The organism is Streptomyces sp. CB01249, from assembly GCF_001905735.1.
Classification (GTDB): domain Bacteria; phylum Actinomycetota; class Actinomycetes; order Streptomycetales; family Streptomycetaceae; genus Streptomyces.
Map to the genome: position 1 here is coordinate 334,513 of NZ_LISW01000007.1, position 20,622 is coordinate 355,134.

The window sequence follows — 20,622 nt, forward strand, 5'->3', positions numbered from 1 at the left end:
GGCGCGCGGTACCCGGAACTGTCCGAGGCCCTTGGCGCGTTCCGTTGGGTGAAGGGGGGTGTCCTGCCATGGACGACGTACGGATGAGAACCGGCGACCGGGCCCTCGCCGCCGGGGCGCTCATGCTCGGCTGGATCGCGCTGCTCTGGATCCTGGAAGCCGTCGACCTCGCCACCGGCCACGGCCTGGACGACCACGGCATCTCCCCCCGCGAGCCCGGCGAACTGCTCGACATCGTGCCCGCCGCGTTCCTCCACGACGGCTGGGGCCATGTCGCGTCCAACAGCGTCCCGCTGCTGGTCCTGGGCTTCATAGCCGCCCTCGGCGGGCTGCGCCGCTTCGCCGGTGCCGTGCTCGTCGTGATCCTGATCAGCGGCCTCGGCGTCTGGCTCATCGCTCCGGAGAACACCGTGACGCTCGGCGCGTCGGGCGTGGTCTTCGGCCTCTCCGGCTACCTGCTGGTCCGCGGCTTCGTGGACCGCCGCCCGCTCGACGTGGTCGTCGGCCTGGTCGTCGCCGCGGGGTACGGCTCGCTGCTCCTGGGCGTCCTGCCCACGGACCCGGGCGTCAGCTGGCAGGGCCACCTCTTCGGGCTGATAGGCGGGGTGGTGGCGGCCTTCGCGCTGCGCCGCCCCACCGCCCCGCGCGCGCTCACACCGTGAGCCCGCGCACCACCAGGTCCAGCAGCGCGCACACGAACAGCGCGATCCCGATGAAGCCGTTGACCGAGAAGAACGCCCGGTTCAGCCGCGACAGGTCGTGCGGGCGCACCACCCGGTGCTCGTACACGAAGGCGACCGAGACGATCACCATGCCGATCCAGTAGAAGACCTCCGCGTCCGTGGCGAGGCCGAACCAGACCAGCAGGCCCGTCGTCACCACGTGGCACACCCGCGCGCCCCACAGCGCGGCCGGGATGCCGAAGCGCGCCGGGAAGGACAGCACCCCGTGCGCCCGGTCGGCCTGCACGTCCTGGCAGGCGAAGATCAGGTCGAAGCCGCCGATCCAGATGCCGACGGCGAGCCCCAGGACGACCGAGTCCCACGACCAGCTGCCGGTCACCGCGAGCCAGGCCCCGACCGGGCCCATCGCCTGGGCCAGCCCCAGAATCGCGTGCGGGAAGTTCGTGAACCGCTTGCCGTACGGGTAGACCACCATCGGGATCACCGCGACCGGCGCCAGCGCCAGGCAGAGCGGGTTCAGCAGGGCGGCGGCCCCGAGGAACACGACGACGGCGACGAGCGCCCCCGTCCACGCCGACTTCACCGACACCGCGCCGGTCACCAGCTCACGCCCCGCGGTACGCGGATTGCGGGCGTCGATCTCGCGGTCGATGATCCGGTTCGCGGCCATCGCGAACGTCCGCAGCCCGACCATCGCGACGGTCACGAGCAGCAGCGTGCCCCACTGGATCTCCCCGCCGTCGAGGAACATCGCGGTCAGCGCGGCGATGTACGCGAAGGGCAGCGCGAAGACCGAGTGCTCGATCATCACGAGCCGCAGGAAGGCCTTCACCTTGCTGTTCGGTTGCGCGGGCCCCGATCCCAGGGTCGCTTCCGCTGCGCTCACAGTCCGTATTCCTTCCACCGGCGGTCCACCAGGGACGCCGTCTCCGGGTCCGACTCGACCATGTCCGGCCAGCCCCCGTCCCGCGTGTACCCCTCCTCGGGCCACTTCCGCGTCGCGTCGATGCCCGCCTTGCCGCCCCAGAACTGCTGGTACGAGGCGTGGTCGAGGTGGTCGACGGGCCCCTCGGTGACCACCAGGTCGCGGGCGTAGTCCGTGTTGCCGAGGGCCCGCCAGGACACCTCGTGCAGGTCGTGGACGTCGCAGTCGGAGTCCACGACGACGATCAGCTTCGTCAGCGACATCATGTGCGCACCCCAGATCGCGCTCATCACCTTCTGCGCGTGCTTCGGGTACTTCTTGTCGATCGAGACGATCGCGCAGTTGTGGAAGCCGCCGGACTCCGGCAGGTGGTAGTCCACGATGTCCGGCACGATGATCTTCAGCAGCGGCAGGAAGAACCGCTCGGTGGCCCGCCCGAGCGGCCCGTCCTCGGTCGGCGGCCGGCCGACCACGATGGACTGGAGCAGCGGCCGCTTCCGCATGGTCACGCAGTCGATCGTCAGTGCGGGGAACGGTTCCTGCGGGGTGTAGAACCCGGTGTGGTCGCCGAACGGTCCCTCCGGGAGCGTCTTGCCCGGCTCCAGCCAGCCCTCGATGACGACCTCGGCGTTGGCCGGGACCTGGAGCGGCACGGTCTTGCAGTCGACCATCTCGATCCGCTTGCCCTGGAGGAACCCGGCGAACATGTACTCGTCGATGTCCTCGGGCAGCGGCGCGGTGGAGGCGTACGTGACGGCGGGCGGCGCTCCGAACGCGATGGCGACCGGCAGCCGCTCCCCGCGCCGGGCGGCGACCTGGTAGTGGTTGCGGCTGTCCTTGTGGATCTGCCAGTGCATCCCGATGGTGCGCCGGTCGTGCCGCTGGAGCCGGTAGAGCCCGAGGTTGCGGATGCCGGTCTCGGGGTGCTTGGTGTGGGTGAGCCCCAGGTTGAAGAACGAGCCGCCGTCCTTGGGCCAGGTGAACAGCGCGGGCAGTTGGTCCAGATCCACGTCGTCGCCGGTGAGGACGACCTCCTGGACCGGCGCGTTCTCGCCCTTCACCTTCTTCGGCGGCACGTGCACCATCGACCCGAGCTTCCCGAAGGCCTCCCGCACCCCGACGAACCCGTGCGGCAGCTCGGGCCTGAGCAGCCCGCCGATCTTCTCGCTGATCTCGCCGTAGGACTTCAGCCCGAGCGCCTTGAGCAGCCGCTTGTCGGTCCCGAAGACATTCATGGCCAGGGGCATCGAGGACCCCTTGACGTTCTCGAAGAGCAGCGCGGGCCCGCCGGCCTTGTTCACCCGGTCGACGATCTCACCGACCTCCAGATAGGGGTCGACCTCGGCCTTGATGCGCTTGAGCTCGCCCTCGCGCTCCAGAGCCCGGAGGAGGGATCGAAGATCGTCGTAAGCCATGCCGTCCAGTATCGGCCACCGGCTACTCTGGGCCCGTCACCGGGGCGGGGCAAAGCCCCGCCAACTCTCCTCGGGGGGATCTTTCCACCATGCTGCGGGCCCTGATCTACCTTCTGCCGCTGGCGCTGACGATCTTCGCGTTCATCGACTGCCTGAACACCCCGGAGGACGAGGCCAAGCACCTGCCGAAGATCGCCTGGGTCTTCATCATCCTGCTGTTCTGGATCGTCGGCCCGATCGTCTGGCTCGCCGCGGGCAAGGTCCGCCAGGCCCCCGCCGGAGGCCGTACGCCCTCCGAGTGGCACCGCAACCACCGTCAGCAGTGGGTGGCCCCGGACGACAACCCGGACTTCCTGAAGTCGCTGAAGGAAGAGAACAAGAACGACGAGGCGCTGCTCAAGGACTGGGAGGCGGATCTGCGCCGCCGCGAGGAGGAGCTGAAGCGCCGCGAGAACGGCACCGAGGAAGCCTCCTAGGCGGCGCCCGCCGGGTCCAGCAGGCGGGCCACCGTGCGGCGGCCCAGGGCGCTCATTGCCGGGTTGCTCTCCGCGTAGTACCAGACCAGGCCCATCGCCTGCTCGAACGCCCAGGCCCGGCCGCGCTCCCACTCCAGGTCGTCGCAGCCCAGCGACCGGCGGAACACCTCGCGCGGGCCCGGGCCCAGCAGGTGCCAGGCGCCCACCAGGTCCAGCGCCGGGTCGGCCGGGCCGAAGCCCCCGGTGTCGAGCACGCCGCCGAGCCGGCCGTCCAGGACCAGGACGTTGCCGGGGATCAGGTCGCCGTGGCTCATCACGTCGGGGGCCGTGCGCGGCAGTTCCCGGAAGCCGCTCCACAGCGCGCGCAGCGGGTCCACGTCGAGCAGGCCCTCGCTCCCCCGGAAGCACGTGTCCATCCAGCCGTCGTGGTCGGCGATCACTCCGCCGCGCCCCCCGCCGCCGAAGGTCCGCCCCTGCGTGTCGGCGTCCCTGAGGCCGGCGACGAAGTCCGCGAGGTCCTGGGCGAAGGCGTCGGAGGCGGCCGGGTCGGCGTCGAAGGCGTTGGTCCCCGGGAGCCAGGTCTGGACGGCCCAGGGCATGGGGTAGCCGGGGCCGGGCGCGCCCAGGGCGACCGGTTCCGGAGCGGGGAAGCGGGTGGCCCGTGCCAGCTCCGCGGCGGCCCGGGCCTCCTGTTCGAGGGCCGCCAGCGTCTCGGCGGGGTCGGCCCCGTGCAGCGGGAAGCGCGCGGAGAGGCCGTCGCCGATGCGGAAGATGGTGTTCATCGTGCCGGTGGAGGCCAGGGGGCGGACGGCCTCGCCCGCCCACTGCGGGAACTGGTCGCGGATCAGGGCCGCGACGGTCTCCGTGGTCACGTCCACCTGGTCGTCGTGCATGGTCATGCGCTGCCCCTCCCCCGGGGAAAGACCGCTGCCCGCCCCGGCGGACCGGTGGCGGGCAGGCGGTGTCGTCGTGGTGCGCGTCAGACGCCGGCGTACGAGTGCTTGCCGGTGACGAAGATGTTGACGCCGTAGTAGTTGAACAGCCAGCAGCCGAAGGCGACCAGGGCCAGGTAGGCGGCCTTGCGGCCCTTCCAGCCGGCGGTGGCGCGGGCGTGCAGGTAGGCGGCGTACGCGACCCAGGTGATGAAGGACCAGACCTCCTTGGGGTCCCAGCCCCAGTAGCGGCCCCAGGCGTCACCGGCCCAGATCGCGCCCGCGATGATCGTGAACGTCCAGAGCGGGAAGACCGCCGCGTTGACCCGGTACGAGAACTTGTCGAGGGTCGAAGCGGACGGCAGCCGGGAGAGCACCGACTGCGCGAAGGCGCCCGGCTGCCCGCCGTTGGCGAGCTTGTTCTCGTAGCTGTCGCGGAAGAGGTAGAGCAGGGTGCCGACCGCGCCGATGTAGAAGACGGCGCCGCAGATGATGGCGGTGGAGACGTGGATCCACAGCCAGTACGAGTGCAGCGCGGGCACCAGCTGGTCGCTGGAGGTGTAGAGGACCGTGGTCGCGATACCGAGGTCCAGCAGGACGGTGGTGACGAGCAGCAGCCCCATCCAGCGGACGTTCTTCTTCAGCGCGAGCAGGATCAGGTACGCGCCGACCGCCACCGTGGAGAAGGTGATGGAGAACTCGTACATGTTGCCCCAGGGCGCGCGCTGCACGGAGAGCGCGCGGGCGAGGACGCCGCCGGCCTCGACCAGGAAGGCGAGGACGGTCAGCGAGACCGCCATCCGCCCGTAGAGGTCGCCCTTGAAGGTGCCGCCCGCGGCGCCGGGCCCGTCCGGGACGTCCCGCGAGCCGGTCGCGGACCGGGTGACGATCTTCGGCCGTTCCAGTACGGCGGTGGCGCCGCCCTTCGCGGCGACCTGGACCTTCACCGTACCGGCGGCGCCCTGTTCGGCGGTGAGCTCGGCGGCGGTGCGGCCGACCTTGCTGCGGCTGCCGAACACCCACTCCGCGATGTGCGCGAAGAAGGCCAGGGTGTAGACGGCCATGGACGAATAGATCAGCACATTGCTGGTGTGTGCCAGATTCTCGTTGGTTGCGGCGGCGAGATTCACTTCTCAGCCCCTTCGGCGGGTTCTACGGAGGACGCCTCGGCGACGTCGCTGTCGGTGCCGGGCGCGGTGGGCGCCTCGGCGTTGAGCGTGACCGCGAGGTCGGCCAGCTCCTCGGGAAGCTTCGCGGACTCGCTGCGGCCGAGCCCGGCCATCTCGACCACGGTGACGCCGTCGGCGCCGCGCACGGCCCGGATCCAGACGCGTCGGCGCTGGATGAACAGGGAGCCGGCGAGTCCGGCGATGGCGGCGACGGCACCGGTGAGCGCCCAGCCGCTGGCGGGCTGCTCGGAGATCTGGAAGCTCGCCCATTCCTGGAGGCCCTCGAAGGTGATGGAGCCGGCCCCGTCGGGCAGCTTCATCGTCTCGCCGACGAGGAGGCGCTGCTTGAGCTGCTTGCCCTTGGCGTCCTTGAACTCCTTCATCTTGCTGGTGTCCAGCTGGTACACGTTCTGCGCGATGCCGGAGTCGACGCCGATGGAGCCGTGGTAGCCGTTGAGCGCGAGGACGGGGAAGTCGGCGGCGGGGAACTGGGAGAACATCGTGCCCTTGCCGTTGCCCGCGAAGGTCGGCACGAAGAACGCCTGGAAGCCGAGCTGCTCCACCTTGCCGTTCTTGTTCCGGTAGCCGTCGAGCACCTTGATGGCGCCGCTCGACGTGACGTTGTTGTCGATGGGCAGCAGCGGGACGGGAGCGTTGAAGATCTCCTTGCCCCGGCCGTCCTTGACGGAGACGACGGGGGCGTAGCCGTGGGCGTTGAGGTAGACCTTGGTGCCGTGGACGACGAGGGGTTCGTTGACCTTGATGACCCTCTTCTCCGGCTTGCCGTACGCGCCGTCGGAGAAGGTCACGCGCGCCTCGTACGTACGCGGGGTGCCGATCTGCGGCCCCTTGCGCTCGTACGTGCCGACGAAGTCGTCCAGGGTGAAGCTGAACGGGGTCAGCGAGTCGTCGTCGTACAGCGAGCCGGACTTGAAGTTGTCGTACTGGATGATCGTGTTGGAGAAGCCGTCGCCCTCGACGACCAGCTTGGCGCCCTCGTACTTGAAGAGCTGGCCCCAGGCGAAGGCGACGAGCATCACGATGAGCGCGACGTGGAAGATCAGGTTGCCGGCCTCGCGCAGGTAGCCCTTTTCGGCGGCGACGGCGTCCCCGGCGAGGTGGGCCCGGTAGCGGCGCTTGCGGACGATGGCGAGCGCGGCCTCGTGGACTTTCTCGGGCTCGGCCTCGGTGCGCCAGGTGGTGTACGCGGGCAGCCGGGTGAGGCGCTTGGGGGCGCCCGGCGGGCGGCTGCGGAGCTGGCCGACGAAGGTGGCGGTGCGCGGGACGATGCAGCCGATGAGCGAGACGAACAGCAGGATGTAGATCGCGGAGAACCACACCGAGCTGTAGACGTCGAAGAACTGGAGCTTCTCGTAGATCGGCGTGACGAGGGTGTGCGCGTCCTTGAACGTCTGCACCTTCAGCTCGTCCACGCTGTTCTGCGGGATCAGCGAGCCGGGGATGGCGCCGAGCGAGAGCAGGAAGAGCAGGATCAGCGCGACCCGCATGGAGGTCAGCTGGCGCCAGAACCAGCGGATCCAGCCGATGACGCCCATGGCGGGGAGGTTCGCCAGTGTCTCCTCGCGGGGGGCGGTGGAGAGCTGGGAGCCGGCGGCGCCGAGCTCAGCTGCGTTCTCCTGGTCCCGCTCCTGGGAGCGGTTGGAGGTGGTGTTGCTCATTGGTACTCAGATCCCCACCTGGAAGCCGTCCGACCAGCCCTGTAGTTCCTGCATCATGCTGCCCCACGCGCCTGTGAGCAGGAGCAGCCCGGTCACGATCATCATTCCGCCGCCGATGCGCATGACCCAGGCGTAGTGGCGCTTGACCCAGCCGAACGCGCCGAGCGCCTTGCGGAAGGCGACGGCGGCGAGCACGAAGGGGATGCCCAGGCCCAGGCAGTAGGCCACGGTCAGTATGGCGCCGCGTCCGGCGGTGCCCTGGTTCATCGCGAGGATGGAGACCGAGCTGAGCGTGGGCCCGAGGCACGGGGTCCACCCGATGCCGAAGAGGGCGCCGAGCAGCGGGGCGCCGACCAGCCCGGTCACCGGTTTCCGGTGGATACGGAATTCGCGCTGCGTCATCCACGGCATGAGGCCCATGAAGAAGGCGCCCATGAGGATCATCAGGACGCCGAGCACCTTGGTGAGGGGCCCGCTGTTGGCCTGGAGGGTGTCGCCGAAGTAGCCGAAGAGGGCGCCGCCGGAGACGAAGACGGCGGTGAAGCCGGCGACGAACAGCGAGGCGCCCGCGACCATCCGGCCGCGCCGGGCCTCGGCGAGGTCGGCGCCGCTGACCCCGGTGACGTAGCTGAGGTAGCCGGGGACGAGCGGCAGGACGCAGGGCGAGAAGAAGGAGACGAGCCCGCCGAGCAGGGCGATGGGCAGGGCGACCAGCAGGGCACCGTTGAGGACGGTGTTGTTCTGCATGGCGGCGGCGAGGGTGCTCACCTGATCACTTCTCCGCGATCAGCGGGTCGAGCATCTTGTGCAGATCGGTGTCGTCCATCGGGCCCACGAAGCGGGCGGCGAGCTTGCCGTCCCGGTCGATCACGACGGTCGACGGGATGGACTGGAGCCGGAAGGTGCCCTTGGGGAAGCGCAGCAGGAGCTTGCCGGTCCGGTCGAAGAAGCTGGGGTAGGGCGTCCCGTGGCTCTTCTCGAACTCCACGGCGTTGCTCTTGGAGTTGTCGCGGGTGTTGATGCCCACGAACTGCACACCCTTGTCCTTCGTGTCCTCGGCGACCTGCTTGAAGTACTTCGCTTCGAGCCGGCAGGGGGCGCACCAGGAGCCCCAGGCGTTGAGGACGATGATCTTGCCCTTGTAGTCGGCGAGATCGAGCTGCTTGCCGTCCACGGTCTCGCCGTCGAGCTCCGGTGCGTCGACGCGCTCGCTCTTGGGCGCGGTGGCGATGCCACCGCTGCCCGTGACGAAGTTGGTGTCGCCGCCGCCGCTGGTCTTGGTGCCGGAGTCGCACGCGGTCAGCGTGACGGCGAGGGCGGCGGCCGCCAGGGGGGCGGCGAGCAGCGTGAAGCGGCGTCGGGGTGCGCGGCCATGGCTCATGTGAAAAGTTTCGCATGGCCGTTCCGGGGATCTTGGGCACCCCCCTCGGTGCCCGTAAAGCCCGTTGTCAGGCTCGTTTAAAGAAGGTGTTCCAGCCGCCCGCGGGTGCTTCGCCGACCTGGAGTGTACGGAGCTTGTCGAGGACCGCCGGGTCCTGGACGTCGAGCCAGTCCACGAACTGCCGGAAGGAGACGAGGCGCACATCCGGCTTTCCGGCGATCTGCTTGAGCGCTTCCTCGACGGCGTCCATATAGATGCCGCCGTTCCACTCCTCGAAGTGGTTTCCGATGTAGAAGGGCGCGCGGTTCGTCTCGTAGGCGCGCTTGAATCCGCTGAGGTAGGACTGCGTGGCCTGTTCGCGCCAGCCGGGATAGCGGGAGGGCATTCCCTTGGTCGAGTTCTGCGACTGGTTGGCGAGGATGTTGTAGTCCATGGAGAGGACTTCGAAGGTGTGCCCGGGGAAGGGGATGCCCTGGAGCGGCAGGTCCCAGACGCCCTGGCGTTTGACGGGCCAGACCTGGGTGCCGCCGGGCGAGCTGGCGTCGTAGCGCCAGCCGAGCTTCTTGGCGGTGGGCAGCAGATTGTCCTGGCCGAGGAGGCAGGGGGTGCGGCCGCCGACGAGTTCCTTGCGGTAATCGAAGGGGAGCGATTCCTCGTTGTCCCAGCCGGTGTTGGTGCGCCATTGGGTGACGAAGGAGATCGCCTGGTCGATTTCGCTCTGCCACTGGGCGGGGGTCCAGTTGCCGACCGATCCGGATCCGGCGCAGAAATGCCCGTTGAAGTGGGTGCCGATCTCGTGGCCGTCGAACCAGGCCTGCCGGACGTTCTTCAGCGTCTCCTTGAGATGGGCATCGGTGAGATAGCCGATGTCGGAGGCGCCGACGGGGTTGTTCGGCGGGCGGTAGAGCGTTTTCTTCGATTCCGGCAGGAGATAGAGGCCGGAGAGGAAGAACGTCATCGACGCCTCGTGTTCCCGGGCGAGTTCGAGAAAGCGCGGGAAGAGCCCGTTGCCGACCTCGCCGGCCCCGTCCCAGGAAAAGATCACGAACTGCGGCGGCTTCTGCCCGGGTTCCAGCGGCACGGGGGCCTGCGGCTGCTTCGGCTGCTTTCCGGTGTCGGCGGTGGAACCGTCGCCGATGGCACGGACGTCCTTCTTGTTCCCGGCGCCCTTCGAGGTGCCGCCGGCCTTCTGGCCCGCGGCGCCCTTGTCGGGGCTCGGGCTTCCGTCTCCGGCGCCGGGGCCGGAGGAGCCGGTGGTGCCGCACCCCGCCATTCCGGCGGCGGCCGCGGCACCGAGACCGGCTCCGAGCAATCCCCTTCGGCTGATCTCACGCATGCGGCTTCCCATCTGCGGTCGTTTTGCCTTAAGTCCATACAAACTGGCAATCGCTTAGATGGGAGGAGCCACACGGAGGTTCCCCCGGATAGCACAAAATTCTTTACGAAACCAGCCCCGGACGTTGACCGAACACAGAACCGAATACGGGGTGCAGCCGGACGGGTACTACGCGCCGAACCCCTTCGACGCGCCCTTGACCGGCTTCGCGCCCGCCCGCAAGTGCGCGGGGACCAGGTCGCGGGCGGGCTCCGAGTAGCCGACGGAGACGATCTTGTCGCCCCGGTACGTGAAGCTCGTCAGCGAGGCGAGGGTGCACTGCCGCTTGCGCGGGTCGTGCCAGAGCCGCCGCCGCTCCACGAAACTGCGGACGATCCAGATCGGCAGCTGGTGGCTGACGCAGACCGCCTCGTGCCCCCGGGCCGCGTCCCGCGCCGCGTCGAGCGCGCCCATCATGCGGACGACCTGCTCGATGTACGGCTCGCCCCAGGACGGGCGGAACGGGTTCGTCAGGTGCTTCCAGTTGTCCGGCTTGCGCAGCGCGCCGTCGCCGACGCCGAAGGTCTTGCCCTCGAAGACGTTGGCGGCCTCGATGAGCCGTTCGTCCGTGGCGAGGTCCAGGCCGTGCGCCTTGGTGATCGGGGTCGCGGTCTCCTGGGCGCGCTCCAGCGGGGAGGCGACGGCGTACGTGATGTCGCGCTTCTCCAGGTGCTCGGCGACCCGGTCGGCCATCTGCCGGCCCAGCTCGGAGAGGTGGTACCCGGGGCGGCGCCCGTACAGCACGCCCTCCGGGTTGTGCACCTCGCCGTGGCGCATCAGGTGGACCACGGTGATGTCGTCGGGATTCTTCTCGCTCATGCGGTGGCCTCCGAGGCGGCGCGGGCGGCGGCGGGCAGGGCGGCGGCGATGCGCTCGACGGCCTGCGTGTCGTGGGCGGTGGACACGAACCACGACTCGAACGCGGACGGCGGGAGGTAGACGCCCTGCGCCAGCATCGAGTGGAAGAACGGAGTGAAGCGGAAGGCTTCCTGCCGCTTGGCGTCCTCGTAGTCGCGGACGGGTCCGTCCGTGAAGAACACGGAGAACATGTTGCTGGCGGCCTGGACGGTGTGCGCGACCCCCTCCTTGTCCAGGGCGGCGCTCACCAGACCCCGGATCTCGGCGGAGACCGCGTCCACCTTCGCGTACGCGGCGTCGTCAAGCAGCCGCAGCTGCGCGAGCCCGGCGGCGGTGGCGACCGGGTTCCCGGACAGCGTGCCCGCCTGGTAGACCGGGCCGGCCGGGGCCAGGTGCGCCATCACGTCGGCGCGCCCGCCGAAGGCCGCGGCCGGGAAGCCGCCGCCCATGACCTTGCCGAAGGTCATCAGGTCCGGGCGGACCCCGTCGACGCCGTACCAGCCGGCCTTCGACGTACGGAATCCGGTCATCACCTCGTCGGAGATGTAGAGCGCCCCGTTGGCGGCGCAGAGCTCCTTGAGCCCCGCGTTGAACCCGTCCAGCGGCGGGACGACGCCCATGTTGCCGGGCGAGGCCTCGGTGATCACGCACGCGATCTCGCCGGGCTGCGCGGCGAAGGCGGCGCGCACGGCGTCCAGGTCGTTGTACGGCAGCACGATCGTGTCGCCCGCCTGCGCGCCGGTGACCCCGGGGGTGTCCGGAAGCCCGAAGGTCGCGACGCCGGACCCGGCCGCGGCGAGCAGGGCGTCCACATGGCCGTGGTAGCACCCGGCGAACTTCACGACCTTGGCCCGGCCGGTGAACCCGCGGGCGAGGCGGATCGCGGACATGGTCGCCTCGGTCCCCGACGACACCAGCCGCACCTGCTCGACCGGCTCGACGCGCGCGACGATCTCCTCGGCGAGCGCGACCTCGCCCTCGCCGGGCGTACCGAACGAGGTGCCGCGGGCGACGGCCTCCTGGACTGCGGCGATCACCTCGGGGTGGGAATGGCCGAGGATCATCGGCCCCCACGAGCACACGAGGTCGACGTACTCCCGCCCGTCGGCGTCGGTCAGGTACGGACCGGTACCGGACACCATGAACCGGGGCGTACCGCCCACGGCCCGGAAGGCACGGACAGGAGAGTTCACGCCGCCGGGCGTCACGAGGGACGCGCGGTCGAAAAGCGTCTGCGAAACTGGGGCGTCATAGGGAAAGCTCACACATGCCATGGTGTCAGAGCCACGGACGGTCTTTGCGGACAGGTGTTTCACCGCACGCCCGTGGGGGAGGTCACTGACACGATGATCGGGTTGCACGGCGGGGGCTGTGCCTCCTAGTGAGTAGTCGGGTGGATGAGATATGCATCGCGGTGGCGGAGTGGGCGAAGGGACGGACGGCCCGGGGCCCGAGCCTGCCCGGCGTGGCCGGCACCGGCGGCGCGAGGCCGAGCACACGCAGGGCATACAGGCCGGTGAGGCGCGGACAGGCGGCGGAGCCGGGAGCGGAAGTGGTGGCCGGGTGGGGGTGACCTACAAATATTTCGGTGCTCCCGACGGAGCCACCGCGGCACGCGTGCCCATCTCCATGCGCCCCGAGGAGCTCGGCGGCGACGAGCTCGGCATGGGCGGCATGTTCACCAAGATCAAGCCGGAGACCGTGGCCGCGATGGTCCTCACCGGCATACAGGGCATACCTCTGCACAAGGTCCCCCCGCTGGAACTGGTCGTCCTGCACCCCGACTACGCGGTGGTCAAGCTCCCCATGACCGTGGTCGACCCGCTGCGCGGCGTCGGCGAGGAGTCGGTGGGCGCCGCCGCCTTCATCTGGTCCACGGTCCCGGACCGCGGCGGCCCGCGCGACGCGTTCAACGTCTACCAGCTGCTCCACGAGTGGCAGGACTTCAGCCACCGGCTGCACGACGCGGGGCATCAGGCGTATTGCCTGGTGTGGCCGTGATCCGCCCCGCCCGCCGCCAACAGGCGTAACCCGCCGGGCCCGGAGCGCTCCGCCGCGCGACGCTGGTGCCCAGGTGTCCGGCGAGTGGGCGGAGGAGCGGGGCGTGGTGCGGTGGCGGGTTCGGGCGCAGGCGCGGCAGGCGCGGCTGGACCGGCTGCGGCGGGACGACGCGACGCTGCTGGACCGGCTGCACGCGACCCCGTACGAGAACGTGGTCTTCCCGCCGGTGCGGGAGTACGAGGAGGACGCGGCGGCCGAGGTGCTGCGGTTCTCGCTGCGGCTGGGGCGCGAGCTGTTCGGCGCCGGGGCGTCCACGCGTGACATCCAGACCGCGGTGGTGGCGGTCACCGCCGCCTGGGGCATGCAGAACCTGGAGATCGTCATCTCCGGCTGCGCCCTGCACCTCCAGTACGCCCCGCCTGGCCGCCCACCGGTCGTGATGCAGGCCGTCCTGGCCTCGGAGGACTCGCGCGACCTGTCCCGGCTGACCGCCCTGCAGGGGCTCACCGCCCGGATCGCCGCGACCCGGCTGCCGCACGACGAGGCGGCCGGGGCGCTGGACCGGATCGTGTCGGCGCCGGCCAGGTGGCCGTGGTGGTTCACGGTGGGCGGCGGGGCGGTGCTGGCGTCGATGCTGTGCGTGCTGGCCTCGGGCACGGTCCGGGCCGCGCTGTTCGCGCCGCTGCTCTTCCTGGTCACCAACCGGATCGCCTGGGCACTCACCCGTACCGGTCTGGCGTCGTTCTTCGTCACGGCCGTGCAGGTCGCGCTGCTGATGGCGGGCACGATGGCGCTGATCCACCCCGGGGTGCTCAGCGGGCGGGAGGGGGCGAGCCTGCTCGCCGCCAACATGATCCTGCTCCTGCCGATCCTGACCGTGGTGTCGCTGACCGAGGACGCGATCGACGGTTTCCGGCCGATGGCGGCGGCCCGGACGGTGAGCCTGGTGGCGTTCCTCACGGCGGCCGCCTGCGGGGTGCTGACGGTGGCGTTCCTGGTGCCGGGGCTCGACGCCAGTGCCCGTACGACGACGCTCACCGCGCTCCCGGTCTGGCTGACCCTCGTCACCAGCGGCATCGGCGCGCTCGGCAACGCGGTGTTCATGGGCGGCGGGCCGCGCCTGGTGCCGTGGGCGGTCGCGGCGGCGGTCACCGGGGCGTGCGTGAAGCTGCTCGGGACGACGCAGCTCGACTGGACCGCGCCGCTCGCCATCGGGGTCGCCACCGCCGCGATGGGCCTGGCCGCCGGAGCCCTCGCGCCCCGCGCCGCCGTTCCCGCCCGCGCGATCCTCATCCCGGGCATCGCGGGCGCCGTGCTCCCGGGCCCCGACCTCTACCGCAGTCTCCTCCAGCTCCTCCTGCACACCCCGGGCGCGGGCACCTATCTGGCGCTCACCCTCGCGTCCACGGCGGCCATCGGCGTCGGCGCCGTCCTGGGCACGGTCCTCGGCGCGGGCGGCGAACGCCAGTGGCGCCGCCGTCTGCATCCGGCGCCCGCGCACTGAGCGTCCCGCCGGGGTTCATATGCGCGGGAACGCGTGCCGTCGGCCCCCCGCGACAACGGCCAGCGCCGCCGCCCCGAGCACGGCGGCCGTCGCGGCGACCGCGTCCGCCCCCGCGTGGTCGAGCAGGAGGCCGCCGACGACGCCCCCGAGGGCCATCGCCGCGTTCCACAGGGTGACCAGGGCAGCCTGCGCGGTGTCGGCGGCGGCCGCGCCGTGCCGCCCGGCGGCCCGCCCGGCCGCGGTCTGCAGCAGGGTCGGCGCGCCACCCCACCCCAGGCCCCACAGGACGGCGGCGGCGCAGACGACCGGGTGCGCCCCGGTGACGGCGAGGGCCGCGGTGGCGAGGGTGAACAGCGCTGCACCCGCCACCATCAGGGCGCGCGGGCGGCGGTCGACATGGCGCCCGACGCCCCAGATGCTCAGCAGCGACGCGGCCCCGAAGACCAGGAGCACCGCGTCGGTCCGCGGCCCGAGCCCCGCGTGCCGCAGGTAGGGGGCGACGTACGCGTAGACGACCGTGTGGCCGAGGACGAAGAGCGCCACCGTCACCAGGACCGCCGCGACCCCGGGCACCGCCAGTGTCCGGCGCAGGCCGGGCCGGTCCCCGCCCGTGCCCTCGGCGGCGGGCCGCCCCACCGCCGGGACGGACGCGCCGATCCAGCCGAGGACGGCGAGGGTGGCCAGCGAGACGGCGCCGAAAGCCGCCCGCCAGCCCACCTGTTCGCCGATCAGGGTCCCGGCGGGGACGCCCAGGGACAGCGCCACGGGGATGCCGGTCATCGCGACGGCGATGGCGCGCCCCTCCGATCCGGCGGGGGCGATGCGGCGGGCGTACCCGGCGAGGATCGCCCACGCCAGACCGGCGGCCACCCCCGCGAGGAACCGGGCCGCGAGCAGGACGGCGTACCCCGGCGCGACGGCGGTCAGCGTGTTGGCCACCAGGAAGACGGCCATGGCGCCGAGCAGCAGCGGCTTGCGCGGGACGGACGCCGTGGCCCGGGCGAGCGGGATCGCGGTCAGGGCCGTACCGGCCGCGTAGACGGTGACGGACTGTCCGGCGGCGCCCGGGCCGACGTCCAGGGAGTCCGCCATCCCGGGCAGCACACCGGCGGGCAGGGTCTCGGTCAGGCTGGTGATGAAGACGGCGGTCGACAGGGCGAGGAGCGCCGGCCAGGGCAGGCCGCCCGGCCGTGTACGACGCTCCGCCTCGGAGGGCGTGGTGGTCATGGCGGCATCCTGAAACGTTCACATTGGTGTGATGGTCAAGCCGTCAGGTGCCGGGTAGCTTCGGCGAGATGAGGATCGGTGAACTGTCGCGCCGCACGGGCGCGTCCCGCCGCCTGCTCCGCTACTACGAGGAGCAGCGGCTGATCGTCCCGGACCGGGGTCCGAACGGGTACCGCGAGTACGACGAGCGTTACGTGGACCGGGTCAACCAGATCCGCGGGCTGCTGGACGCGGGGCTCCCCACGCGCATCATCAAGCAGATCCTCCCGTGCCTGGACAAGCCCCGCTCGATCCACTTCCCGGACGCCACACCGGAGATGCTGGCCCTGCTGACCACCGAACGGGACCGGCTCAGCGAACGGATCGACGTCCTCGTCCGCAACCGCGACGCGATGAGCGAGTACCTGGCGGAGGTCGGACAGTGCCGCGCGCCGACGCCTTAGAGCCGTCAACAACGCGCCCACCTGCGGTCATCTGCTCGAAGGACAGATGTCGGCCAGCCAGATCCGGCCATTCAATGGCCGAAGAGTGATCTTCAGTCGGCCCGTCCGCCCTGCCGATGCAGGAGGCACCGCCCTCCCGAAGGAGGCTGCCATGGGCGACACACTCCTGACCCTGTCCATCCCCGCGCTGCTCCTCGCCAGCGGCCTCTACACGGCCGTGAGCACCTGGTGGCGGCGCAGGCATCCCGCGCCGCCCTCCCCGTACACCCAGCAGGCCGCACGGCTGGCCGAGGGCCGGGAGCGGCCCTAGGATCTCCCGTCGTGGCCGGTCACGAAGGTCCCCGGCGCGACACCCGGGGCATCGTCGACGCGCCCGAGCTGTTCGCGCACGTACAGTTCCGGCGCCGCGAGCCCGCGCCCGGGCTGCGGCGGTATCTGGAGCACTACTGGCTGATCGACTGGGACCTCTCCCAGCCGTACGCCTCGCACCTCGTCCCGCACCCGAGCGTCAACCTCGTCTTCGAGCGGTACGCGGGCTGCGGCGACGAGGACGCGGGATACGCCGAGGTCGCGGGCATCGGCCTGGAGCTGTTCACGCAGAAGCTGGAGGGGCGCGGGCGGGTCTGCGGGGTGCAGTTCCGGCCGGGCGGATTCCGGCCGTTCGCGCCCGGGGCGCCCGTCTCGCGGTGGACGGGCCGACGGCTCCCGGCGGCCGACGTGTTCACACCACCCGCGCCGCCCGCCGCCGTGCTGGACCCGGCGGACGAGGACGACCGGGTCGCCGCGATGAACGCGTATCTCCTTGCGCTCGCCCCCGAGCCCGACCCGCGCGCCGACCGGGCGATGGCCCTGGTGGACCTGGTCCGCACCGACCGCACGGTCCTGCGCGTCGACGGACTCGCCCGCGCCGAGGGGGTGTCGGCGCGCTCGCTACAACGGCTGTTCGCCGCATACGTGGGGGTCGGCCCCAAGTGGGTCATCCTGCGCTACCGCATCCACGAGGCGCTGGAACGCGCCGGGGCGGGGCCGGACGTGGACTGGGCGGGCCTCGCCGCCGACCTCGGCTACAGCGACCAGGCGCACCTGGTCCGGGACTTCACGGCCACGCTCGGCGTCCCGCCCACCGCGCTGGGCGCCCGCTGAGACCCCCGTTGTCAGTGCCGGGTCCTACAGTGCGGTCATGGCCGATGTGAAGCGCACCACACCCTCATCCGTACGACTCGAACCCTGGTCGGACGACGACCTGGACCTCCTCCGCCGCACCAACGCACCGGAGCTGATGGCCCATCTGGGCGGGCCCGAGACCGAGGATCAGCTCATAGCGCGCCATGCCCGGTACGTCGCGCTCAGCGCCGACCGGACGGGCCGGGGCCGGATGTTCCGCGTCGTCCTGGCCGGTGAGGCGGAGGCCGTGGGCACCATCGGCTTCTGGGAGCGGCCCTGGCGGGACCAGGAGGTGTACGAGACGGGCTGGACGGTCCTGCCGGAGTTCCAGGGCCGGGGCATCGCCTCGGCCGCGACCCTCGCGGTGGCCGACGCGGCGCGCGCCGAGCACAAGCACCGCTATCTGCACGCCTACCCGTCCGTGGGGAACGGCCCGTCGAACGGCGTCTGCCGCAAGGCCGGCTTCACGCTGCTCGGCGAGTGCGAGATCGAGTACCCGCCCGGCCACCCGCTCCTCACCCACGACTGGCGGCTGGACCTGCACCCGGACGCCTGACGCCGGAGGCGGATCTATGGGTTTGACGGGTGCTGCCGCCTCCTGGATATTTACCTGCGTCACGCAACCTATGTGTCACGCAACCTACGTGTGACGCACTCGCCCCTGAGGAGACCCATGCCCACGCTCGTCACCGGATGCCGCGGTCGCGTCGGCGCCGCGCTCACCGCCCTGCTGCACCAGGGCGGCCACCCCGTCCGCGCCGCCTCGCGCAAGGCCGCCGAGCTGACCCCGCCCCCCGGCGTCCCCACCGTGACCTGCGACCTCGGCGACCCCGGAACGTTCCCCGCCGCCCTGGAGGGCGTCGACTCCGTCTTCCTGTACGCGGAACCCGCGCACATCGACGCCTTCCTCACCGCCGCCCGGGCCGCCGGAGTACGCCACATCGTGCTGCTGTCCTCCAGCTCGGTCCTGGTCCCCGACCCGGCGGCCAACCCGATCGCCGCCGCGCACCACGCGGTGGAGCAGGCGCTGCTCGCCTCCCCGCTCACCGCGACCCTGCTGCGCCCCGGCGCCTTCGCCACCAACGCCTACGGGTGGTCCGGGGCCTTCCGCTCCGGCCGCCCCGTCGACCTGCCCTTCCCCCGCAGCGAGGGCAGCCCGGTCCACGAGACCGACATCGCCGAGGCCGCCCTCGCCGCGCTCACCGACCCGGCCCTCCAGGGCGCCGCCTACCACCTCACCGGCCCCAAGTCCCTCAGCGCCGCCGAGCAGGTCCGCATCCTGGCCGACGCCTCCGGCACCCCGGCCGCCGTCCACGAGGTGAGCCCGGCCGCCTGGAAGGAGTCCATGGCGTCCTACATGCCCGCCGAGGTCGCCGACGGGCTGCTCGCCTACTGGGCGGCCACCGACGGCATCCCCGCCGAGGTGGCCGACGGGGTGGAGAAGCTGACCGGCCGCCCGGCCCGCCCCTTCGCCACCTGGGCCGCCGAGCACGCCGCCGCCTTCCGCCCCTGAAATCCGCAGGCGGCGGGCCCGCCCCCGATGACATCCTGACCGGGTGAACGGACCGGAGATCCACCTCGAAGTCGCCCCCGCGCTCAGGCTCTTCGTGGCCCACGGGCGGCGGCAGGGGCGGACGCCGGTGACCACCGACGGCGCGTCCACACTCGGCCATGTAGTCGAGTCCCTGGGCATCCCGCTCACCGAGGCCGGCGCACTCCTCGTGGACGGCCGCCCCGTCCCCGCCTCGCACATCCCGGCCGCCGGGGAGCTGGTCGAGGTCCGCCCCGTGCCCCGGCCGCAGCACGTGCCGGGGGCGCCCCTGCGCTTCCTGCTCGACGTCCACCTCGGGACCCTCGCCCGGCGGCTGCGGCTGCTCGGCGTCGACGCCGCGTACGAGAGCGAGGACATCGGCGACCCGGCCCTGGCCGCGCTCTCCGCGAAGGAGCGGCGTGTGCTGCTCTCCCGGGACCGGGGGCTGCTGCACCGCCGCGAGCTCTGGGCGGGGGCGTACGTCTACAGCGACCGGCCCGAGGAGCAGCTGCGGGACGTCCTGGAGCGGTTCGCCCCGGCGCTCGCCCCGTGGACCCGGTGCACCGCGTGCAACGGCCCGCTGGCGGCGGCCGACAAGGACACGGTCGGCCCGCACCTGGAACACGGGACGCGCCGTACGTACGACGTGTTCGCGCAGTGCGTGGAGTGCGGGCGGGTCTACTGGCGGGGCGCGCACCACGCCCGCCTGGAGGCGATCGTCGCGGAAGCGGTCCGCGACTTCGGCCCGGTCGCGGACTGAGGCCCGGGCCTCAGGCGTCGCCCTCCCGCAGCCGCGCGATCTGCGTCGTGCTCAGCTCCACCGTCCGCCGCATGTGGCCGAGCAGCAGGGCCACCTCGTCGTCGTCGTAGGCGTCGAACAGCGCGTCCCAGCCGCCGTTCAGCCGCTTCCACACCGCGCCGAACTCCGCCATCCGCTCGGGCACCGTCGCCACGAGCACCCGCCGCCGGTCCGCGGTGTCCCGCGCCCGGGTCACGTAACCCGCCCGCACGAGGCGGTCCACCAGCCGGGTCGCCGAGCCGGTGGTGAGCCCGGTCAGCTCGGCGACGCGGCCCGTGGTGACGGGCGCCGCCTCCAGGCTGAGCAGGTTCAGGCACTGGAGGTCGGTCGGGTGCAGCCCCAGCCGGTCGGCGACGGCCTGGTTGAACAGCGCGTACGCGGCCATGTAGCGCCGCGACACGACGGACATCTCGGCCAGCAGGGTGCTGCGGCGGGGGGACTGCTTCGGCGGCATGCGGAGAGTGTACGAATCCCGAGGTCACGACTCAGAACACGTACGGATCCCCGGTCGCCAGGGCCAGCACCTCGTGCTCGTTGTTGCCCGCGTCCCGGTCCGTCGTCCCGCCGTTGTACGCGGTGCCGATCCGGACGACGACCTCGTCGGGCAGCCCGGCCAGCCGGAGCCCGAGCGCGATCCGGTGCTGCTGACGGCCGTCGGCGCGCAGCGGGCCCGTCCGGCACAGGACGGTCTGCGGGTCCTCCCGGAGGCAGTCACCGGGCAGCTCCTGCGGGCCGGCCAGCGGCACGGAGACCCGCAGCCGCACGGTCGCGCCGGTCACGTCCGAGGGCCCCCGGTTCTGGCTGTGCAGCCGGATCGTGAGCGTGTCGCCCCACAGCACGACGTGCCCGTGGTGCGACACGTCCGCCTCCGGCTCGGTGCTCCGGACCACGGGCGCGCCGTGCGCCGAGGCCGTTCCCCCCGCGAGCGGCACCGCGGCCGCCACCATCGCCGCCGCAGCGGACACCCCCAGCAGAGCCCTGCGCGTCAGAAACATGCCCTGAAGATACCGATCACCCCGAATTGCACATATTTACCGACCGGTTCGGCGCGTCTCGCGGC

At 71.7% G+C, this 20,622-nt stretch carries 23 protein-coding genes; 10 read left to right on the plus strand and 13 right to left on the minus strand.

Translation table 11 applies throughout. The features are described from left to right. Positions 1-68 precede the first annotated feature (68 nt). Positions 69-662, plus strand: coding sequence for a rhomboid family intramembrane serine protease (locus AMK18_RS28375; RefSeq protein ID WP_073865004.1), 594 nt, complete (start codon positions 69-71; stop codon positions 660-662). Here AMK18_RS28375 and mqnP read toward each other — a convergent pair. Next, entirely contained in the window at positions 652-1,569 is a 918-nt protein-coding gene (gene mqnP / locus AMK18_RS28380; RefSeq protein ID WP_073865005.1) for a menaquinone biosynthesis prenyltransferase MqnP, read from the minus strand. The two genes, AMK18_RS28375 and mqnP, sit on opposite strands and share 11 nt — an antisense overlap. Further along, positions 1,566-3,023, minus strand: coding sequence for a menaquinone biosynthesis decarboxylase (locus tag AMK18_RS28385; RefSeq protein WP_073865006.1), 1,458 nt, complete (start codon positions 3,021-3,023; stop codon positions 1,566-1,568). The genes mqnP and AMK18_RS28385 overlap by 4 nt, the downstream gene beginning before the upstream one ends. 89 nt (positions 3,024-3,112) lie before the next feature. Between AMK18_RS28385 and AMK18_RS28390 the strand changes: the two genes are divergently transcribed. Then, complete coding sequence (locus AMK18_RS28390; protein WP_018104328.1) at positions 3,113-3,499, plus strand: PLD nuclease N-terminal domain-containing protein; 387 nt, start codon at positions 3,113-3,115, stop codon at positions 3,497-3,499. Here AMK18_RS28390 and AMK18_RS28395 read toward each other — a convergent pair. The 8 genes from AMK18_RS28395 to hemL form a co-directional block, all read right to left on the minus strand. After that, a complete protein-coding gene (locus AMK18_RS28395) occupies positions 3,496-4,398 on the minus strand; it encodes a phosphotransferase (RefSeq protein WP_073865007.1) in 903 nt (300 codons plus the stop codon). The genes AMK18_RS28390 and AMK18_RS28395 overlap by 4 nt on opposite strands. Before the next feature lie 80 nt (positions 4,399-4,478). Next, positions 4,479-5,561 carry a c-type cytochrome biogenesis protein CcsB gene (gene ccsB / locus AMK18_RS28400; protein WP_073865008.1) on the minus strand — a complete coding sequence of 361 codons (1,083 nt, stop codon included), beginning with the start codon at positions 5,559-5,561 and terminating at the stop codon, positions 4,479-4,481. Continuing rightward, positions 5,558-7,279 carry a cytochrome c biogenesis protein ResB gene (gene resB, locus AMK18_RS28405; protein WP_073865009.1) on the minus strand — a complete coding sequence of 574 codons (1,722 nt, stop codon included), beginning with the start codon at positions 7,277-7,279 and terminating at the stop codon, positions 5,558-5,560. The genes ccsB and resB overlap by 4 nt, the downstream gene beginning before the upstream one ends. Positions 7,280-7,285: 6 nt before the next feature. Continuing rightward, positions 7,286-8,026, minus strand: a complete 741-nt coding sequence (locus tag AMK18_RS28410; protein WP_037786247.1) for a cytochrome c biogenesis CcdA family protein — start codon at positions 8,024-8,026, stop codon at positions 7,286-7,288. 25 nt (positions 8,027-8,051) lie between these two features. Next, positions 8,052-8,660, minus strand: a complete 609-nt coding sequence (locus tag AMK18_RS28415) for a TlpA family protein disulfide reductase (protein ID WP_018104333.1) — start codon at positions 8,658-8,660, stop codon at positions 8,052-8,054. 67 nt (positions 8,661-8,727) lie between these two features. Further along, positions 8,728-9,996 (minus strand): hypothetical protein, encoded by a 1,269-nt coding sequence (locus tag AMK18_RS28420; protein ID WP_026171678.1) that lies wholly within the window; start codon positions 9,994-9,996, stop codon positions 8,728-8,730. 168 nt (positions 9,997-10,164) lie between these two features. Further along, positions 10,165-10,854 carry a histidine phosphatase family protein gene (locus AMK18_RS28425; protein WP_073865010.1) on the minus strand — a complete coding sequence of 230 codons (690 nt, stop codon included), beginning with the start codon at positions 10,852-10,854 and terminating at the stop codon, positions 10,165-10,167. Beyond that, positions 10,851-12,167 (minus strand): glutamate-1-semialdehyde 2,1-aminomutase, encoded by a 1,317-nt coding sequence (gene hemL, locus AMK18_RS28430; protein ID WP_073865011.1) that lies wholly within the window; start codon positions 12,165-12,167, stop codon positions 10,851-10,853. The genes AMK18_RS28425 and hemL overlap by 4 nt, the downstream gene beginning before the upstream one ends. Before the next feature lie 130 nt (positions 12,168-12,297). Between hemL and AMK18_RS28435 the strand changes: the two genes are divergently transcribed. Both AMK18_RS28435 and AMK18_RS28440 read left to right on the plus strand, forming a co-directional pair. Further along, the gene (locus AMK18_RS28435) at positions 12,298-12,894 is read left to right on the plus strand and encodes a hypothetical protein (protein WP_073865012.1); all 597 of its coding nucleotides are present in this window, start codon (positions 12,298-12,300) and stop codon (positions 12,892-12,894) included. 73 nt (positions 12,895-12,967) lie between these two features. Beyond that, positions 12,968-14,398 carry a threonine/serine ThrE exporter family protein gene (locus AMK18_RS28440; protein WP_073865013.1) on the plus strand — a complete coding sequence of 477 codons (1,431 nt, stop codon included), beginning with the start codon at positions 12,968-12,970 and terminating at the stop codon, positions 14,396-14,398. Between the two features lie 15 nt (positions 14,399-14,413). Here the strand turns inward: AMK18_RS28440 and AMK18_RS28445 are convergent, their stop codons facing one another. Beyond that, positions 14,414-15,625, minus strand: coding sequence for an MFS transporter (locus AMK18_RS28445; protein WP_073865014.1), 1,212 nt, complete (start codon positions 15,623-15,625; stop codon positions 14,414-14,416). Positions 15,626-15,693: 68 nt separating this feature from the next. Here AMK18_RS28445 and AMK18_RS28450 point away from each other — a divergent pair, with 68 nt between their 5' ends. From AMK18_RS28450 to AMK18_RS28470, 6 genes are all read left to right on the plus strand, one after another. Next, positions 15,694-16,068: a MerR family transcriptional regulator gene (locus AMK18_RS28450; RefSeq protein WP_018104340.1), complete on the plus strand. Its 375-nt coding sequence runs from the start codon at positions 15,694-15,696 to the stop codon at positions 16,066-16,068. Positions 16,069-16,219: 151 nt separating this feature from the next. Beyond that, a complete protein-coding gene (locus AMK18_RS34975) occupies positions 16,220-16,378 on the plus strand; it encodes a hypothetical protein (protein WP_198957098.1) in 159 nt (52 codons plus the stop codon). Positions 16,379-16,389: 11 nt separating this feature from the next. Continuing rightward, the gene (locus AMK18_RS28455; protein ID WP_073865015.1) at positions 16,390-17,211 is read left to right on the plus strand and encodes a helix-turn-helix domain-containing protein; all 822 of its coding nucleotides are present in this window, start codon (positions 16,390-16,392) and stop codon (positions 17,209-17,211) included. Between the two features lie 37 nt (positions 17,212-17,248). Beyond that, positions 17,249-17,788 carry a GNAT family N-acetyltransferase gene (locus AMK18_RS28460; RefSeq protein ID WP_073865016.1) on the plus strand — a complete coding sequence of 180 codons (540 nt, stop codon included), beginning with the start codon at positions 17,249-17,251 and terminating at the stop codon, positions 17,786-17,788. Positions 17,789-17,905: 117 nt separating this feature from the next. Then, positions 17,906-18,745 (plus strand): NAD(P)H-binding protein, encoded by an 840-nt coding sequence (locus AMK18_RS28465; protein ID WP_073865017.1) that lies wholly within the window; start codon positions 17,906-17,908, stop codon positions 18,743-18,745. A 43-nt stretch (positions 18,746-18,788) separates the two neighbouring features. Continuing rightward, positions 18,789-19,523, plus strand: coding sequence for a Mut7-C RNAse domain-containing protein (locus AMK18_RS28470; RefSeq protein ID WP_073865018.1), 735 nt, complete (start codon positions 18,789-18,791; stop codon positions 19,521-19,523). Between the two features lie 10 nt (positions 19,524-19,533). Here the strand turns inward: AMK18_RS28470 and AMK18_RS28475 are convergent, their stop codons facing one another. Then, positions 19,534-20,016 (minus strand): MarR family winged helix-turn-helix transcriptional regulator, encoded by a 483-nt coding sequence (locus AMK18_RS28475; protein WP_073865019.1) that lies wholly within the window; start codon positions 20,014-20,016, stop codon positions 19,534-19,536. A gap of 31 nt (positions 20,017-20,047) precedes the next feature. After that, positions 20,048-20,557, minus strand: coding sequence for a hypothetical protein (locus AMK18_RS28480; RefSeq protein WP_234011900.1), 510 nt, complete (start codon positions 20,555-20,557; stop codon positions 20,048-20,050). Between the last annotated feature and the right edge of the window lie 65 nt (positions 20,558-20,622).

What these genes read in the sequence shown, in the direction of transcription:
- AMK18_RS28465 (WP_073865017.1), top strand. Translation starts at nt 17,906, where the DNA reads ATGCCCACGCTCGTCACCGGATGCCGCGGTCGCGTCGGCGCCGCGCTC.
- AMK18_RS28480 (WP_234011900.1), bottom strand. Translation starts at nt 20,557, where the DNA reads ATGTTTCTGACGCGCAGGGCTCTGCTGGGGGTGTCCGCTGCGGCGGCG.
- resB (WP_073865009.1), bottom strand. Translation starts at nt 7,279, where the DNA reads ATGAGCAACACCACCTCCAACCGCTCCCAGGAGCGGGACCAGGAGAAC.
- AMK18_RS28415 (WP_018104333.1), bottom strand. Translation starts at nt 8,660, where the DNA reads ATGAGCCATGGCCGCGCACCCCGACGCCGCTTCACGCTGCTCGCCGCC.
- AMK18_RS28385 (WP_073865006.1), bottom strand. Translation starts at nt 3,023, where the DNA reads ATGGCTTACGACGATCTTCGATCCCTCCTCCGGGCTCTGGAGCGCGAG.
- hemL (WP_073865011.1), bottom strand. Translation starts at nt 12,167, where the DNA reads ATGGCATGTGTGAGCTTTCCCTATGACGCCCCAGTTTCGCAGACGCTT.
- AMK18_RS28445 (WP_073865014.1), bottom strand. Translation starts at nt 15,625, where the DNA reads ATGACCACCACGCCCTCCGAGGCGGAGCGTCGTACACGGCCGGGCGGC.
- AMK18_RS28395 (WP_073865007.1), bottom strand. Translation starts at nt 4,398, where the DNA reads ATGACCATGCACGACGACCAGGTGGACGTGACCACGGAGACCGTCGCG.
- AMK18_RS28410 (WP_037786247.1), bottom strand. Translation starts at nt 8,026, where the DNA reads ATGCAGAACAACACCGTCCTCAACGGTGCCCTGCTGGTCGCCCTGCCC.
- AMK18_RS28450 (WP_018104340.1), top strand. Translation starts at nt 15,694, where the DNA reads ATGAGGATCGGTGAACTGTCGCGCCGCACGGGCGCGTCCCGCCGCCTG.
- AMK18_RS28425 (WP_073865010.1), bottom strand. Translation starts at nt 10,854, where the DNA reads ATGAGCGAGAAGAATCCCGACGACATCACCGTGGTCCACCTGATGCGC.
- AMK18_RS28460 (WP_073865016.1), top strand. Translation starts at nt 17,249, where the DNA reads ATGGCCGATGTGAAGCGCACCACACCCTCATCCGTACGACTCGAACCC.
- AMK18_RS28390 (WP_018104328.1), top strand. Translation starts at nt 3,113, where the DNA reads ATGCTGCGGGCCCTGATCTACCTTCTGCCGCTGGCGCTGACGATCTTC.
- AMK18_RS28435 (WP_073865012.1), top strand. Translation starts at nt 12,298, where the DNA reads ATGCATCGCGGTGGCGGAGTGGGCGAAGGGACGGACGGCCCGGGGCCC.
- AMK18_RS28420 (WP_026171678.1), bottom strand. Translation starts at nt 9,996, where the DNA reads ATGCGTGAGATCAGCCGAAGGGGATTGCTCGGAGCCGGTCTCGGTGCC.
- AMK18_RS34975 (WP_198957098.1), top strand. Translation starts at nt 16,220, where the DNA reads ATGGGCGACACACTCCTGACCCTGTCCATCCCCGCGCTGCTCCTCGCC.
- AMK18_RS28375 (WP_073865004.1), top strand. Translation starts at nt 69, where the DNA reads ATGGACGACGTACGGATGAGAACCGGCGACCGGGCCCTCGCCGCCGGG.
- AMK18_RS28475 (WP_073865019.1), bottom strand. Translation starts at nt 20,016, where the DNA reads ATGCCGCCGAAGCAGTCCCCCCGCCGCAGCACCCTGCTGGCCGAGATG.